The 15,554-nt window shown below is 60.8% G+C and carries 17 protein-coding genes; 3 read left to right on the top strand and 14 right to left on the bottom strand.

The annotated features are described in order from the left end of the window. Nucleotides 1-7: 7 nt before the first annotated feature. The 4 genes from WDN46_08180 to WDN46_08165 are packed head-to-tail and all read right to left on the bottom strand — an operon-like array spanning nucleotide 8 to nucleotide 2,059. Entirely contained in the window at nucleotides 8-430 is a 423-nt protein-coding gene (locus tag WDN46_08180; protein ID MEJ0093401.1) for a hypothetical protein, read from the bottom strand. Between the two features lie 38 nt (nucleotides 431-468). Beyond that, a complete protein-coding gene (locus tag WDN46_08175) occupies nucleotides 469-1,554 on the bottom strand; it encodes a hypothetical protein (GenBank protein MEJ0093400.1) in 1,086 nt (361 codons plus the stop codon). After that, complete coding sequence (locus tag WDN46_08170; GenBank protein MEJ0093399.1) at nucleotides 1,554-1,826, bottom strand: hypothetical protein; 273 nt, start codon at nucleotides 1,824-1,826, stop codon at nucleotides 1,554-1,556. Before WDN46_08170 ends, WDN46_08175 begins: the two co-directional genes overlap by 1 nt. 11 nt (nucleotides 1,827-1,837) lie before the next feature. After that, the gene (locus WDN46_08165; protein MEJ0093398.1) at nucleotides 1,838-2,059 is read right to left on the bottom strand and encodes a hypothetical protein; all 222 of its coding nucleotides are present in this window, start codon (nucleotides 2,057-2,059) and stop codon (nucleotides 1,838-1,840) included. A gap of 187 nt (nucleotides 2,060-2,246) precedes the next feature. On the opposite strand from WDN46_08165, the gene WDN46_08160 reads away from it, so the two are divergent. Then, entirely contained in the window at nucleotides 2,247-2,492 is a 246-nt protein-coding gene (locus WDN46_08160) for a hypothetical protein (GenBank protein MEJ0093397.1), read from the top strand. Between the two features lie 73 nt (nucleotides 2,493-2,565). Here the strand turns inward: WDN46_08160 and WDN46_08155 are convergent, their stop codons facing one another. The 4 genes from WDN46_08155 to WDN46_08140 form a co-directional block, all read right to left on the bottom strand. Beyond that, complete coding sequence (locus tag WDN46_08155) at nucleotides 2,566-3,117, bottom strand: hypothetical protein (protein MEJ0093396.1); 552 nt, start codon at nucleotides 3,115-3,117, stop codon at nucleotides 2,566-2,568. Between the two features lie 58 nt (nucleotides 3,118-3,175). Then, nucleotides 3,176-4,585, bottom strand: coding sequence for a phage major capsid protein (locus WDN46_08150; protein ID MEJ0093395.1), 1,410 nt, complete (start codon nucleotides 4,583-4,585; stop codon nucleotides 3,176-3,178). 292 nt (nucleotides 4,586-4,877) lie between these two features. Beyond that, nucleotides 4,878-5,252 carry a hypothetical protein gene (locus WDN46_08145; protein MEJ0093394.1) on the bottom strand — a complete coding sequence of 125 codons (375 nt, stop codon included), beginning with the start codon at nucleotides 5,250-5,252 and terminating at the stop codon, nucleotides 4,878-4,880. 291 nt (nucleotides 5,253-5,543) lie between these two features. Further along, complete coding sequence (locus WDN46_08140; GenBank protein MEJ0093393.1) at nucleotides 5,544-6,917, bottom strand: hypothetical protein; 1,374 nt, start codon at nucleotides 6,915-6,917, stop codon at nucleotides 5,544-5,546. A 334-nt stretch (nucleotides 6,918-7,251) separates the two neighbouring features. On the opposite strand from WDN46_08140, the gene WDN46_08135 reads away from it, so the two are divergent. After that, nucleotides 7,252-9,360: an ATP-binding protein gene (locus WDN46_08135; protein MEJ0093392.1), complete on the top strand. Its 2,109-nt coding sequence runs from the start codon at nucleotides 7,252-7,254 to the stop codon at nucleotides 9,358-9,360. 155 nt (nucleotides 9,361-9,515) lie between these two features. Here WDN46_08135 and WDN46_08130 read toward each other — a convergent pair whose 3' ends face one another. Next, entirely contained in the window at nucleotides 9,516-10,877 is a 1,362-nt protein-coding gene (locus tag WDN46_08130; protein MEJ0093391.1) for a phage portal protein, read from the bottom strand. A gap of 211 nt (nucleotides 10,878-11,088) precedes the next feature. Between WDN46_08130 and WDN46_08125 the strand changes: the two genes are divergently transcribed. Then, a complete protein-coding gene (locus WDN46_08125) occupies nucleotides 11,089-12,162 on the top strand; it encodes a histidine kinase dimerization/phosphoacceptor domain -containing protein (protein MEJ0093390.1) in 1,074 nt (357 codons plus the stop codon). Between the two features lie 9 nt (nucleotides 12,163-12,171). Here the strand turns inward: WDN46_08125 and WDN46_08120 are convergent, their stop codons facing one another. From WDN46_08120 to WDN46_08100, 5 genes are all read right to left on the bottom strand, one after another. After that, nucleotides 12,172-13,536 (bottom strand): terminase TerL endonuclease subunit, encoded by a 1,365-nt coding sequence (locus tag WDN46_08120; protein MEJ0093389.1) that lies wholly within the window; start codon nucleotides 13,534-13,536, stop codon nucleotides 12,172-12,174. Continuing rightward, a complete protein-coding gene (locus WDN46_08115) occupies nucleotides 13,533-13,799 on the bottom strand; it encodes a hypothetical protein (protein MEJ0093388.1) in 267 nt (88 codons plus the stop codon). Before WDN46_08115 ends, WDN46_08120 begins: the two co-directional genes overlap by 4 nt. A gap of 41 nt (nucleotides 13,800-13,840) precedes the next feature. Further along, a complete protein-coding gene (locus WDN46_08110) occupies nucleotides 13,841-14,266 on the bottom strand; it encodes a hypothetical protein (GenBank protein ID MEJ0093387.1) in 426 nt (141 codons plus the stop codon). A gap of 120 nt (nucleotides 14,267-14,386) precedes the next feature. Next, nucleotides 14,387-14,680, bottom strand: a complete 294-nt coding sequence (locus WDN46_08105) for a hypothetical protein (GenBank protein ID MEJ0093386.1) — start codon at nucleotides 14,678-14,680, stop codon at nucleotides 14,387-14,389. A 156-nt stretch (nucleotides 14,681-14,836) separates the two neighbouring features. After that, nucleotides 14,837-15,445, bottom strand: a complete 609-nt coding sequence (locus WDN46_08100; GenBank protein MEJ0093385.1) for a transcription termination/antitermination NusG family protein — start codon at nucleotides 15,443-15,445, stop codon at nucleotides 14,837-14,839. Between the last annotated feature and the right edge of the window lie 109 nt (nucleotides 15,446-15,554).

Below are 15,554 nucleotides of genomic sequence, written 5' to 3'. Positions count from 1 at the left end.
TCTCCATTTATCGCACCATCGCCGTCGCGTTGAGCAACGTCGAATTATTGTAGGTCCCCGCGACCACGACGACGGCCCGCAGCCGATCGCCGAGGACGCCGTCAACGCTGGAATTGGGCGCCAACGATTGCTGCGTCGGCTCGGCCGGCGTCGTCTTTGGCGTCAGGGCGGAGAGATTGACGATCTCCGTGCCGCTCGCCTGCGCGAACTCGATTGCGGCGATGTCGATCGCCGTCTGGCCCTGGTCGATCGAGGTCTGGATGTAGACCGTGCAATTCTCGCCGCCGGAGCCGTAAAGGAACTGCGCCTGCAGCGATGCCGAGAGCATCCCCGCGAGGCCAGTGATCCAGTCGCCGACGAAGGTTCCGGCGCCGGTAATTTGGAACGCGCCGCCGTTGAATGTGAGCTGTATAGGACCGGGATTATCCATGTGATTTTCTTTGCTGCTTCTCTTCGCGGACGCGCTGACTAGGCGATCACGGGCACGCGATAGTTGCGATCGAGCATGGCGCCGATGTCGGCTGGCATATCTTCCGCCGCGCCAGGCCCGGAGCCGTAGAAATATTGCGCTTCATAGACGCCGGCGGCGTTCTCAGAGCGGATCAGCGGATCGCGCTCGCGCGAAAACCAGCGCATTTTCACGAGACGAATGACCGCCTCGCGCAGATCGTCCGGGATCTCGACGTAACCCGCCTGGTACTGCACGATGATTGGCAGCGCCGGCCATTGGCGGACGTTGCCATCGAACGAAAGCCGCGCCAGCTGGCCGCTCGTGTGATCGACCAGGAAGCCGACGCCTTCCGCCACTGATTCCGGATGCAAGGCGCTTTGCGATGGAAAAGTGCGTGGCGGCACGCTCACCGGCGAAATCGGCGAGTGCACATTCTCCACGACCGTCACGCTGTTCGGCGGCGACTGCGTGGCCGTGACGAGACCTGTGGCGGGCAAGGTCCAGGCCTCGCCGATCGGCATCGGCGCGGCGTTCTGCAGCTTCTCGCCAAAACTTGTCGTCGAGGCGTAGACGTTCCAGCCGATCGCCAGGGCATTCTTGTCGAGCGGCGGCCCGGCGACCTGCAGCAGATTACCGGCGCCGACCACAAGCCGCGTCTCGAGCGATGGCGCCGTCTCGCCTTCCGCGGTCACATAGGTGATGCGGACATAATAGATGCTCGCCGCGAGCGCGCCGCCGGCGTCCGCCGACAGAAAAGGCGCATGCGGCGGCGCGATCCCCGCTGGCGAAATCCGCGCGACGATCGGCCAATGCGCGAGTTGCAGCGGCAGGAAACCGCCGTGGATCTGCCAGGGATGCGCCTCGCGCCGCGCCCAAAATTGATCCTGATAGGTTTGCACCTGGAAAACGCGGTTGCAGAACTTGGCGACGGCGCGCGACTGCCGCGTGATGACGTCTTTGAGCCAAACGTCATCAGCGCCCGAGGCGATTTTGAGCTCCAGCTTGATGTCGGCGAGGGAAATCAGGTCGAGCGGCGCACCGCCCTGAAAGGCGGGAACGGCGGGGATCAGCACCCTCGATAGGATCGTCGGGGACGAGGCCATCAGTACAGCGCCACAAGGCCGGAGGCCGTGGTTCCGGTGGCCCAGACGCGCTGCGCTCGGATGCTCAGCACGGTTCCGACCGGGACATTGGAGAGGGTGACGCCGGGGGAGCCAGCCTGGCCCATTGCGGTGATGGTGATGTTGCCGGCTTTTCCGAAATAAATCGCCTTGGTCACGAAAGGCAGATCGGTTGCGTCGCTCGGGGCGATGACGGCCAGATTCGTCGGCGGGCTCACCAGGTCCGGGCCCATGCCCTGAAACAGATCGGTCATGTCGATCCTTGCTATTTGGTGAGATAGGTTTGGCGGCGGTTATGCTTGGCCGCCTTCGGTGACGCGGAGTCCGGCTGACTCTGCTGAGTGGGAAATGGCTTTTTCCCATGATCCGGCGGATTGGCCGCAATTTCGCCGGACGCCTCGAGGCGCGCCGCGACGTCATCCGGCAACACCCGCCTTTCGCCAATACGGTGCGGCAGGACGTCACGTGTAAATTCGACGAGCTTCATTTGTTTTATCCCTGCTGCGTCTCCGCGCCGCACCGATATTTGCTTGCCACTTAGGCGATTGCTGATTAATTCTGCGGCGAAGCGCTCAAATATTGCTCACTGATTCGAACTGAGTGGGAGCGTTTATTAGTCGAACGGTCGCTGTAGTGATGACTACCGCCGGCCGCGATTTTCAGGAGTTCACACTATGAACATCTTCAAGATGTTAGCCGTAGCCACGATCATTGCAGGCTCCACGGGTTTCGCTGAAGCAAAGCAGGCGAGTTCCCATTTTGATGATCAGCGTCCGGCTCAAGAAGAGGGCGTCACCATGGGGCGCTCCGTCGGGGCCGACCCCCAGAGCCTATCGCGTGGCGGAGTGGAGCAGTTGCCCTCAGCGGGCAGCTCGTTTGAAGCGCTGCCCCCAGCCCGCGGCCCCTATCAGCGCTATTAGATCGTGACAAGCTACCAGTGATTAAAGAGGCGGGAATCAGTCCCGCCTTTTTATTTTTGTCCGGAACAATGCTCTAGCCGACCGGCGCTTCGAGGGTGTCGAAGCCGGCAAATACTCCACTTGGGAAGATGACGGCAGTGTCCGTCGTGGCGCTCGAGAGATGCGGCGTGACGGTAAGCCGGATGAAGCGCCGCGCGCTGTCGAGCTGAATGCTCGGCGAAGCGAGATTGCCGGGAAGGTTAAACCCCTGTCCCGGAATATTGGGATTATCCGCGTTGACGAGCGTCAGGCGCGCGACGCCCTGGATGTGGCCGCCGCCAGTCGGCCCCGTCAGATAGGGCGCCGAAGGAACGGTGGCGTAATCCGCGAAGTTGACGCCGTCGGCCGAGTCCTGAACGTCGAAGGCGACCGACAAGGTCGCACCGGCCGCTAAAGTCGCATCCAGCAGGACCCCGACGTCGAGTGTCTGCGGCAGGCTTCCCGTTGGGAAGCCCAGGCGGTCGATGACGTTGCCAACCAAGGGCACGTTGTCCTGCGCCGAGCCGGCGGTCCAGGACAGGGATTTTGACAGCGCCTTGATGTCGATCAGGTCGCCGATATGTTTGCGGTCGGAAAAAGCAGACACGTGCGTGCCTCCTCAAAAAAATGTGAAATGGAGAGGGCCGGTCAACCGGCCGCGAGGATTACTGGATCGCCGGGAACCAGCGGACGAATTGTGCGATGGCGATCGAGGCCGGGTGACGCATCTGGAAATCATGCTCCATGATGCCGCGGATCAGGGTCTCATCGTTCGAGAATGCGCTTTGCGTGACGCCGGCCATATCGACGTATGTGCCCTCGCGAGACACAGCGAGCTCCAGGGTCATGGAGTCGAGGATCATGGCGTCGGTCATCTCGACCAGCATGACGAAGGAGCAGTCCTTATTGGCGCCCGTCGCGTCCTGGATGTTGATCGGAATCTGCGTCGACTTTTTGAAGGGGTAATTTAGAAGTTTCCCTTCGGACAGTTCCTCGCGGTAGATGTATTCGCCGAGCGAGTTCTGCACGTTGTTCAGATAGTTGAACGATCGCGGATGCATGAACCACATGCGGCGCATGTCGGAGACGTTGGCGGTGTCGAGCTTGTTGACGAGGCCGCCGAGCTCGGAAGCAGCCGTAGCGAAGGTGAAATTTTCATTTGAGGTGATGAAGTTGCCACCGACAGCGGCCGTCGAAGGCGCCGTCGAAAGAAACACGCCGACGGAGCCGCCGTTGACCGCCGCCCACTGGTTGGCGAAGCTCAGGAAGCCGCGCGGCGAATCCTGCGTGCCGTCGCCGACCAGGAAGGCCAGATCTTCGCGCAGGGCACAGACCTTGACGAGATCGTCGCGGACAAAGGCGTCGGCCGCGGGATCGGCAAAGCGCATCAGGTCGTTGGAGACGGGGATGAGGGCGCGGAGCTTCTTATAAGTCGCGACGATCTGGCCGAGGCCAGGTTGCGTCGTGCCGATCGGCGAATGCTCGGACCCGTAGGTGGCGACCGATGCGCTGGTCTGCGATGGCAGAGTCATCGTGCCGCGGGGCATGGGCAGCACGCGCGGGTTGGAGGCGCGAACTACAGCGATCGGGCGCAGGAGTTCGATGATCTCGTTGACATATTCCGGCGGCACAATGAAGCCGCCGGAGCTGCCGATGCCGGCCACGAGAGCCTTGGTGACGAGATGACGTTCGCCGTAAAGATCCTGGGCGATCTGGCGAGCGTGATAAGGGTTGCCGCCGGCGGCGCCGATCATCTTCGCCAAGCCGCCGAGGATAAGGCCCTTGGACGAGCCAAATCCCTTACGCTCGGCCGCGGCGTCATCGGTCCAGGGATCGTCTTTGACGGCGGCGGGCACGCGTCGCTCGTCCTGGCCAGCGACCGGAAGCGCGGTTTGGGCGCTCAGCTCCTGAGAGGTTTTCAGGCGCTCAATCGAGGCGTCGAGCTCTTTGATCTCGCCTTGAAGTTTTTCGAACTTCGGCTGATCGACCAGGATTTTAAAGTCAGGCTTTTCGGCGAGCGCCTTGAACTCATCATAGACTGTGGCGCGCCTCGCGCGCAGCTCATGTATAGACATAAGAGGCTCCATCTAAGGGATGCGGCGTCGTCCGACGCGGCGGTTGGGGGTTGCCTAAGCCCACAATGAGAAAGGCGGCGCTCCGCATGTCGCAGGAGTGGAATCCTGGGCTGACCAACAAGCTACAATCGTAGCCCGGTCGTCTCTTCACATCGGGTTCATTTGAGGAACTTGGCCTGCAGAAGGCGAGTTTCCCCGCCAGCGATGTTAGGAGAACTAACTCATGAAAAGATTAGGTGTTTTGGCGAGCGCCGCTGCGCTCGGAATTGCGATAATTTCTAGTGGTCCTGTCTTAGCGCGCGGAGGCGGAGCGCACGGCGGCGGCGGTTTTGGCGGCGGCGGTTTCCACAGCGGCTTCGGCGGCGGGGGCTTCCGAGGAGGCGGTTTTGAAGGGCGCAGCGTGGGATTCAACCGCGGCTTCGGCAACCGCGGTTTTAACAGACGCGCGTTCTTCGGCGGGGGCTTCGGATATGGCCCATGCTATGGCTACGGCTATTATGGCTATCCTTACCCTTATGGCGCGTGTGGCTTTTACTAACCTTCCACGCAGGTAAACCCACTTCCGGCATTTTGAGCACCCCTCCAGAGGCGACCCTTTGGAACCGGGCCTGAATCCGAGTTGCTTGAAAAAAGCAATACCAGGAGGACTCATGAAAAGACTTGGCATATTTGCTAGCGCCATTGCGCTTAGCGCGGCGGTTATGTGTAGCGGCGCGGCACTAGCGGCGGGAAACACTGGCGGAGCCGGTTCGGGCGCAGGCGCCGCCGGCGGCCCGAGCGGAGGCGCTATGACCGGCGGACACCCTGCTATAGGGGAGGCCGGAACGGGCATACGCGCCCCGGGCGCCGGCTCCGAAGGACGTAGCGTTGGCGGCTCTGATGGCCTCGCCGTTCATTCGAATGGAAACGGGACGGGTTGCGTTCCGCCGACCACCTGCAACCAATAGACGCGAGGTTGCTATGGCGCTGGAGACAAAGCCAGCGCCATTGCCAGACGCTTGCGATGCTCGATCTCGCCAGCGAGCTCCACGTCTGCAAGCTCGTCGGAATCACCCGGCTCATTGGAGCCATCCGACGATCCAGCGCGGTCCTGGATATCCTTGACGTGGCCGCAGGCGGTTTCAATATGGCCTGCGGCCTTGGACATACAGTCCATCGCTTTTTCGAGGCATTTGGCGTTTTCGGCGCTGAGCATGCGGCCTGACTTGCGGAATGCGGCGCGCATGCGTTTGGTCGCGTCAGTCAGCGAGTCGTCAGAGGCGAGATCGACCGGAATGACCTCGACGTCGCGGCCAGCGAGCAGCTCGGCGGTCTCCTCCGCCGTCATGGCCAGGAAGACGTCTGCGAGGGACTGCAGCGCGTCGGCGAGCATCGCCGGGACTTTGCTGCCATCCTGCTCCCACTCAGCCTCCCAAACTGAACTGTCTTGCAGGCAGCCGAGTTCGCCTAGCAGGCGCGCCAGACAGGCGACATCGTAGAGGCCTTTGATTTTGGGCTTGATCGCTTTGGTCTTTGATGCTGGCGCGTTCTTTCCGTCTTTCATTTTTGCCTCGTAGTCGTCGAGCACCGCACGGGCCTTTTTCAACACCTCGGACGGAACCTCCGCGCCAATCATGTCATCGGCATCGGCCGCGTCTTTGATGGCCGTCAGCCTTCCGTCGATCACGTCGGCGAAGGGCAGTCTGTAGGAGCTTTTCAGCCTCGGATTGGCGTCGTCATAGGCGAGGAAGCCTTTGCGCGCCCAGGCGACGTCGGGATTATCACCATCGAAACCGGCCTTCGCGAAAATGCGTTCAGCAGCCTCTGAGGCGTCCCAATCGCTTTTTTCCGCGATCGGCAAATTGAGCGAGGCGCCGCATTTCCAATTGCAGCGGTCGCCTGGCAGCGAACGGGCCGTGACGACGGCGCCAGGATCGCAAGGGACCGCGACGCATGATAGCTCCATGAGCTCCCACTCCTTGTAGAGCCAGCCCCCGCCCTTGATTGGCTCTGCGGCGATCTCGCGAAAGCCGACGCTGACTGTTTTCATGACGCCGGCTTTGTACAAGGCGCAATATTCGTCTGCCTTGGCCGAAGCTCCAGCCGGCGCGAAGGTGATGACGCCTTCGACGCGATCATCCTTGATCTCGGGCGCGAAATTGCCGACCGGGCACTGCGGATTGTGATCGGCCAGGACGATATTGTTCGACAAATAGTTGTCGAGCTTGCAGCCCTTGGCGACGAGGACGTCCCTGACGCGATCGCTTTTGCCGCTGTTGGCGACGACGCGGATCTGCCGATCGCCGAGCGCCGCGTCGGAAACGACCGAGCCGGCGAAGAGTTTGTTCTGCATGGTCACGGATTCCAAGGGACTCCGACCGCCGCCCTATTAGGCGTTCGGTCGATCTAAATTGGTCTGCATTACGGCCGCTCGCGGACATCGTGAAAATCTCGCGCAGGGCCGGTCTCGGCCGAAGTGGCAGCCTGTCGGCTTTCGGGCGAGCAACCCGGCAAATCGGACGCCAACGTCGGAGGGCGGCTACGGTCGCTACTGTTCCCCAAAGCAGACTTCAAGGCAGTCCAGCAACCATTGTGTGTGCTCCCGAGTTAGAGCTGAGCCTGCTTCATCGGCTCACTCCGAGGGTAGCTGACGGGATGAATCGGACGTGGACGCAGGGAGGGTCGTTTTGATCAACGGTGAAAGTCGGCTTCAAAGGCAACAGGAGGTACTAGCCGAGTTCGGCGAGTTGGCCCTGCGCTCGGACAACTTGGATGAAATCCTTACCGAAGCTTGCCGCCTGGTAGGCGAGGCCCTGGATACGGACTTGGCGAAGGTCATGGAGATGCAGGAGGACGGCGTCACGCTCCTGGTTCGGGCTGGCGTGGGGTGGAAGTCCTATGTCGTAGGTAAAATAACAGTCACGGCCGTGAGGGGCTCGTCCGAGGGTTATGCCCTACAGACCGGCCTGCCAGTGATGTCGGACGACATTGACCAAGAAACAAGGTTCAAATACGCGGACTTCATTAAAGACAACGGCGTAAAGGCGATCGTCAGCGTCATCATATTAGGCGCGGACGGCAAGTCTCCTTACGGCATATTACAGGTCGACAGCCGAACCCCCCGAAACTTTAATGAACAAGACACCAAGTTTCTCCGCGGCTATGCAAATTTGCTTGCAGCGGCGGTGGACCGCCTCCGCGTCGCTGGTGAGATGCGCGACGCGCAAGCGGCTTTGCGAGAGAGCGAGGCCGCTTTGCGCGAATTGAATGAGACGCTGGAGAAGCAGGTCACGGAACGTACGCGCGAGCGGGATCAGATTTGGCGGGTCAGCCCAGACCTTTTCGTATTGTGCGGTCTTGATGGGTGTTGCCGTAGCGTTAATCCAGCCTGGACTGAATCGCTGGGATACCCTCGCGAGGACCTCATCGGCGCGCGCTTTGAGCACTTGGTTCATCCGGAACAGCTAACCGCCCTGCGCGGCGCATTCGAGCGGCTGGTTCAAGGCACAGTGGTGCACGACCTTGACGTTCAGATGCGAGCTCGTGACGGCTCATATAATTGGCGCAGCTGGACCTGCATACCCGAAGATGGCGAGTTCTATGCGGCCGGGCGTGATATCGATGATCGTAAGCAGCTTGAGGAACAGCTGCGTCAGTCGCAGAAAATGGAAGCAGTGGGGCAGCTGACGGGTGGCCTTGCGCACGATTTCAACAACCTTCTGACCGGCATCACAGGTAGCCTGGAACTGCTAGGAACCCGTGTCAGACAGGGGCGCCTCAAAGATGTCGACCGCTACATCGGCGCGGCGCAGGGAGCCGCTACACGGGCGGCGGCACTGACCCACCGGCTACTGGTGTTCTCGCGCCAGCAGACGCTCGCCCCGATCGCAACCGACGTCAACCGACTTGTAGCGGGGATGGAGGAGATGGTCCGGCGCACGGTCGGACCCGCGATCGAAATCGAGGTCGTGGGCGCGGCTGAATTATGGACCGCCTTGGTGGATCCCAACCAACTTGAGAATGCGCTGCTGAATCTGTGTATCAACGCACGCGATGCCATGCCTGACGGCGGCCGAATTACCATCGCGACGGCCAACAACCGCCTGGATGAGCGGAAGGCCCGCGCGCGTGACCTGCCCCCTGGCGACTACCTGTCCCTTTGCGTCATCGATACCGGCACCGGCATGCCGCCCGAGGTGATTGCCCGCGCCTTCGACCCCTTCTACACCACCAAGCCGCTCGGACAAGGCACCGGCCTTGGCCTCTCCATGATCTACGGCTTTGCGCGGCAATCTGGCGGGCAGATTCGCATCCAATCCGAGGTAGGAGCGGGCACGACGATCTGCCTCTACCTGCCGCGGCACGATGGTGAGGAAGCGAAGGTGCAAAGTCCAGCAGGGCTCGATGATGTCGTCTCCCGTGCCGAACATGGCGAGGCGGTACTTGTCGTAGACGACGAGCCGACCGTGCGGATGCTGGTGGCCGAAGTGCTTGAGGATCTGGGCTACATCGCGATCGAGGCGGCCGATGGCGCTGCTGGGCTGAGAATACTGCAATCCGACGTAAGGATCGACTTGCTCGTGACCGATGTTGGCTTACCTGGCGCCTTAAACGGGCGGCAAGTGGCCGATGCAGCGCGCCAGGTCAGGCCCGAGCTGAAGGTGCTTTTCATTACCGGTTACGCCGACAGTGCGGTGTTCAGCCGCGAGAACTTGAAGCCCGGCATGTCTATCCTGATCAAGCCGTTTCCAATGGAAGTGTTGGCTAGCCGGATCAAGGAGATGATCAACGCCTAAAACCCCAATGTCCGATTTCCACCAGGTGCAGAAGTCTATCCGCCTGAACTCTTGCATCTGCAAGGTCCGCTTTTGGGCCTAAGCGAGATACCCGCCCACGGCCGGCGTGGGCGCGAAGCTCTGTTCGTCCGCGCGCGCCGAACGTCGCCCGAGTTTTATGAACCGTCATTCAGTGGCGGCGGCGCGCCGTTTGTCATTGCGTTATCGTTTGAGATATGGGTCGGCACATTGTCAGCCGCTGGCGCATCGCCTTCGGCCGCGGTCGGATGCCCCGCCCCGTCCGGCGCCGTACCGGTGGCGTCGCTGCCCAGCGCGGCCATGTTAAGCGGGCGATATACCTCGTCGCCGCCTTCGACTGGCGGAAGATTCTCGCCGGCGCGCACTTCGTTTGGCGAAAGGAAGCCGGTCAGCATGCCGACGCGGGCCGAATTGTAACGGGTCGTGATGTCGGCGCGGAGCAACACGGTTTCGTCCATGTCGATCTCAAGGCCCTCGTCAGAGAGGCCGAAGACCTGATCAAACTTTTGCTCCCAGCGATGCAAATCAGGCATGACAGTATTGTTGACGTAATCCTGATCCATCTGGACGATGTTGACGCCGCGCAGCTGATCCGTGCCGAGCTTATGCGGCGGGATGCGGTAAAAGCGGGCGATGTCTTGCACCTGGTAGGCGCGCTGGGCCATGAACTCCATGTCGACCGAGGTGAGCTGCAATTGGTTTGCCTTGATGCCTTGTTCGAGCACCGGCACGCCGCCGACGTTTTGAATGCCGGCGAAGGCGTCGCGGAACTGCTGACTGAGACGCTTCCCGGTGTCCTCGGACAGTTTATGAGGAGCCTCGAGCACCATGCTAGGCCGGGCGCCATTGGCCATTTGCCGCGCCGTTTGCTGCTCGAGGCCCATGGCGACGCCGATGGAATCGCGCGCGATGCCGATCGTCGAAAGCGCCATGAGCGCGTTCAAGCTCAGGCCGCGCAGATGAAAAATATCCTCCGAGGCGATCGAGGACGGAAACTCGCGCAGCATGGCGATCTGCCACAGACCGAGCCGATTGACGTTGTAGAAGATCTGGCCGTCGAAGCCCTCAAGGACCAAAACGGCGTCCGGATTGATCGGAATGAGCTCGGAGACAACGCCGCGCCCGTCGCGCTTGATGGCCGCATAGGCATTGCCGCGCAGAAGATAGGCGGCGTTCATTTGCTCCATAAACTCGAACCAGGTCTGGACCCGGTTGGGCCGGCGAAAGACCTTGCATAGCGGATGCGTGGTGTTCTCCGCGCGAGAGCCGTCGGACCGACGCGTGAACAGGCGCGGCGTGCAGCGGGCGGTATCCTGCGAGCGGATGGTGACGCAGGCGTAGACGGTAGAGACCGCCATCGCCGTGCCCTGGCTGATGTTCAGCCCCGTCGTCGACGGCGTCGCGCCCAGCGTCGGCAGATATCCCATCGCCGGGAGCGCGGCGCCGACGCTTTTCTCCTTTGGCGCGAAGGCCTGGCGGATGCGGGAGACGAGGCTCATGCGGAATTCATCTCATGTTCCAGATTTTGAGCCAGCCGCGGTAAACGACGACGCCAGGGATCATCCAACGGGACCTGAGCACGATAAACGAATTAGCGTGATCGGCAGACATTTGTCTTCGGAGGGCGTATTGTCTGATCGGATCAACCGCACGCTATTTTTAAGGCCATCCGCGCGCCGTACAGCTCCAGATCGGACTAGCGTTTTCCCAATGTTGAACCCAAGCCAGAACATGGCCGACGCGCACGCGATTGCGCTGGCGATCATCGATACGATCCCGGAGCCGTTTATCGTTTTGGATAACCAGTTTCGCGTGCTGGGAGCCAGTCGTTCCTTTTACCGCACTTTCAACGTCGACGCCGAGGACACAATCGGCTGTCTGTTCTACGCTCTGGGCGAAGGCCAATGGGACATCCCGGCGCTTCGCGTGCTGCTTGAAACCATCATCCCGGAACACGCGGCGATGGACGGCTTCGAGGTCGAGCACGATTTTCCTGACCTCGGCCGCCGGACCATGCATCTGAACGCGCGAAAGATGCTTTACAAAGACAGCTCAAGCTCGATGATTCTGCTCGGTTTCACTGATGTTACGGCTCGACGCGTAAATGAGCGCGAGAAGGAGGAACTTCTAACGCAAACCAAAGAGCTGTTGCGCCAGAAACAGGTTTTGCTTCAGGAAATGGAGCATCGCGTCGCAAACAGCCTCCAGATGATCGCGAGCATCCTGCTATTGAAAGCGCGGGCCGTCACGTCAGAGGAAACGCGGCTTCATCTGCGCGACGCCCATCAACGTGTCATGTCGATCGCCGCAGTCCAACAGCACTTGCATGCATCCGAGGGCATTCGACAGATTGAAGCTCGTTCCTACTTGGAGAAGCTTTGCGGCAGTCTAGCCTCATCGATGATCGGAGACGGCCAGCCTATCACGATTAAAGTGGTGGCGGATGAGGGGACCATCGAATCGGCTAAGGCGGTGAGCATTGGTCTCATTGTCACAGAACTTTTGATCAACGCGATTAAATATGCTTTTCCAGCCAACAAAGCCGGCGCCCTGGTTCTCGTCACTTACGAGGCCGAGGAGGCAGATTGGAAATTGACCGTCTCAGACAACGGCGTCGGAAGAGCCGACGGCAGTATGAGTGTAGGCGGCGGATTGGGAACGGCCATCGTTAACGCTCTAGCCAATCAACTCGAAGCTCGAACCCAAGTCGTTAGCGGCCCCGCAGGCATGAGCGTATCAATCACGCGGGCAACCTTCACATCGCGGCAGCCACAAGCAAAATGATTCTCCGATCTAAATTACAAGAAGGTTGTGGCCATCCTCATAGACCGAGCGACCTCCAAGCGGCTTAGGATTCTGGCTCATCAGCGCAACGGCGTTGAAGAGGGCCATCAATGGGTCGATCTTGGCGGAGCCGGAGGCCTGCTTGGTCACGACGATCGAGTTGCCTTTCGGTTCGACTTTCGCGTTGCTGACGCACCATGCCATCATCCCTGATCCGCAATGGACGAGGTTGCCGTCGGCCAGTTTAACTTCAGTCATCTTGATCGTGCCGGTCAGCTTGTAGCCCTGCGACACGCCGACGATGCGATCGTCGCCCGAAATGTCGCGCAGCGCCATGGCCTCGACGATCTCCGCGACGCCGTAAGGGTCAAGCCCGACGGAGGCGAGAGTTCCGGCCTGGTCGATCTCCTCCGCGATGTCGGCCACTGATTCGAAGGCGATCGACATGCGGTCGACGATGGTGAGATCGCCATGCTCGGCAAAATCGCGCAGTTTCGAGGCCTCGCTCTTGCGCCGCTCGAGCACCGAGACATGCGCGAAGGCGTGGCCCCATGACAACCACTTGCGCGTGATCCTGTCCCGACCCACGACGCCGACGCCGAGGAGATCGTCAAGGCCGCCGCCGTCGACGCCCATGGTCACGACGTCCGAACGCCTGATGATCTCACGGAGCGTGAGGCCAAATTCGACATTGGCCTCCCAAAACTCGGCGCCAGGCCAGCGATCGGCGCGGAGCGCGAGGCCGATCTCGACGTTGAGGTGCTGCGACGCCCAGCGCCGCAGCTGGCCATCGCCGCTGTCGACCGCCGTCTGATATTCTTCGATCAGCCGATCGAGCGTGACCGACCGGTCGAGATTGGGCGTGACCATCCACCAATTGGCGGAATCGTTCCAGGCAACATCTTCCGGAAACTCGTAAAGAATGGGCAGCATGGCGCCGCCGATGAGGCCGTCGCGGATGGCGCGGGCCTTGGCGAGCTCGGTCTTGAAAACGCCCGCGGGCGGCCGCTCAGACTGCGTTGTGATGAAAAACAGAAACCCTTCCGGCTGAGAGATGAGGCCGCCGCGGAGCTGCCCGATGACGCGGTCGGCGTTGGGGTTGTTGGAGACGACATGCAATTCGTCGACGAGAATGCCGGAGGGTTTCACGCCGGTGAGAATGTCGGTCGAAAACGATTTGATCTGCAGGGTCGCGCTATTGCGCTGATGCGTGATCTTTTTGAGGTGAGGTTGCACGTGCAACAGGCTGCGCAGAAACTTGTCGGTCGCGATCATGCCCTCGACCTGGCGGAAGGCGAGCTCGGCGATCTGCTGGGTTGGGGCGACGAGCAGGAACTCGGCGTAGGGCCTCTCGTTAATCAACAGCGCGGTCAGCAGGATGGCCGCGCCGCCAGTGGTCTTGGCGTTCTTCTTCGGGACAGCAGGAACGGCTCCCGAACCCGCCGGCGGCCGTTCGTCGGGTCGATCGACCCGAACAGCGCGCCGACGATGTCGCGGATCCAGTCCCCTGAAGCATCGCGCATAAGCGGCGTGCCGACGACGTCCGGTATGCGCAGGCGCCCGAACACCGTGATAGCGCGGGCGGCCGCCGCTTCGTCCAGCGGCAGGGTCGGCACGAGAGAGCGACCTGACCGCAAGCGATCCTGCCAATCTGGGCAGGCGAAAGACCATGCGCCGCTCAATTAAGAATGCCCGCCCACTCATTGAGATCAAGCTGCTCGCCTTTTTTCGAGGTTGGATTCTCCGCATCCGGCGAGGGCGGTTGCGGCGGCGGCGGCGGATCGACGAAGGCGGCGCGGCGACCGAAGCCGCGATCGAGCAGGGCATTGGAGGCAGCGACCGCCGCGGCTTCGCTGTTGCCGTACTGGGAGATAAACGCCAGGCGCTTGATGGCCGCCGGCGAGTAGGACCTGGCGAGGATGGCGATCTCTTTCTCGGAGGCGACGCCCTCGACCTGCTCGAGCGGCATCGGCTCCTGCGGCAGCTTCTCCGGGGAAACGGTCGCTTCCGGCGCCGCGGCCGAAGCGGACTTCACCTTCGACGCCGTGGATCTCGATGATTTACGCCCAGCGCCAGGCCGCGCGCCGCCATGCTTTCCGGCCATTTTACCTATCTCTTGAAAACTTGATTACTTGATTGCAAGCCCCTGAAATTATTCCCAAAAAAATCTCTCCGTTGGGGAATGTGCGGTGGCTAGACGAGGAGGTCAGAGTTTTCAAACCCCCTACCCTTCGGTCTTGCGCGATCCGTCTGGCCGCTCCTTGAACATGCGATCGTGACAATCGCAAAGAGATCGCAGGTTCGACATGTCATCTGCGCCGCCCCAGCGTCGAGCTCGGCCATGATCGACGAACTTCGCTGGCCTGCCGCATCCCTTGACCGTGCATGTGTAGCAGTCGCGCTCAAACACCTTCTGACGCGTCTTGGCCCACAATGGCGATGAATAGAACGGATCAACTCTCTTCGGCTGCATTGCAGCGATCGTGCGATCCTTCGCCACGCGAAGCGGCTTGATCATCTTCACGATTGGGCCTTCGCACAAAGAGAAGCCCAGCAACCTTGCGGCGCTGGACTGAAACTCACGACGCAGTTATCCCTGCGGGGTGATCATCGGTTCCACATAAGTGTCGCCGTATCGAAACGACACGTTAAACCGCAGGTCCTGAGCAGCAGATCAAGTCACGCTAATCAGCTCGTCAACCCCTATTTTCACTAATACCGCGCGGTTCAACATATCGATCATGACCGCGGCTTGAGTGCCAACGATCCTGAGGCACTCTCCACGTCGACCCTGCAAAGCGCCGCGCGCAAACTTGACGACTGCGCCGGCGACAATCGGTGATGGCTCGCGTTCGTCGTAAACGCCCGTAGCCTGCTCTTTCCGCATGTCCTCAATCAATTTCGTTGGCACGACGACTGGAGCGCCATCATTGGCCAGTATCGCTTCAACTCCATCGGTATGGCGGAGCGCATACCATGAGCAGCCCGGAACAAAGCCAACGAAAACATATCGCGGAAACAAGAAGCGCATAACGCGCACCCGCTTCCTCCGCAGCTTGATCTGCTTTGCGCCGGCCGGAGAAAACGTCAGGAAGCCCTTTCGCTGCAAGCCGTCCGCCGCGCGCTTTTCCGATTTGACGTTCGTATAGGCGACATACCATTTCGGCTCATAGATCTCGTCCGTGACGAGGCTCAAGCGATGCTCCTCAACCGTTCTCGCGTTCATATAGGCGGCATACCAATCGCGTTCGCCATCGCTCACCTTCGTCGCTCTTGCACCCATCTTCCCACCTCGCTGGCCAACTTTGTCACAAACGATTTTCACGAATTAAATCAACGCCCTGTCCTACCTGTCCTACCTTTTGATAAATAAAATAAAAGGTAGGACAGCT

The sequence above is a fragment of the Methylocella sp. genome (assembly GCA_037200525.1).
Classification (GTDB): Bacteria; Pseudomonadota; Alphaproteobacteria; order Rhizobiales; family Beijerinckiaceae; genus Methylocapsa.
Note: the sequence above shows the minus strand (reverse complement) of the source record. Positions and strands in the feature narration are given on the sequence as shown.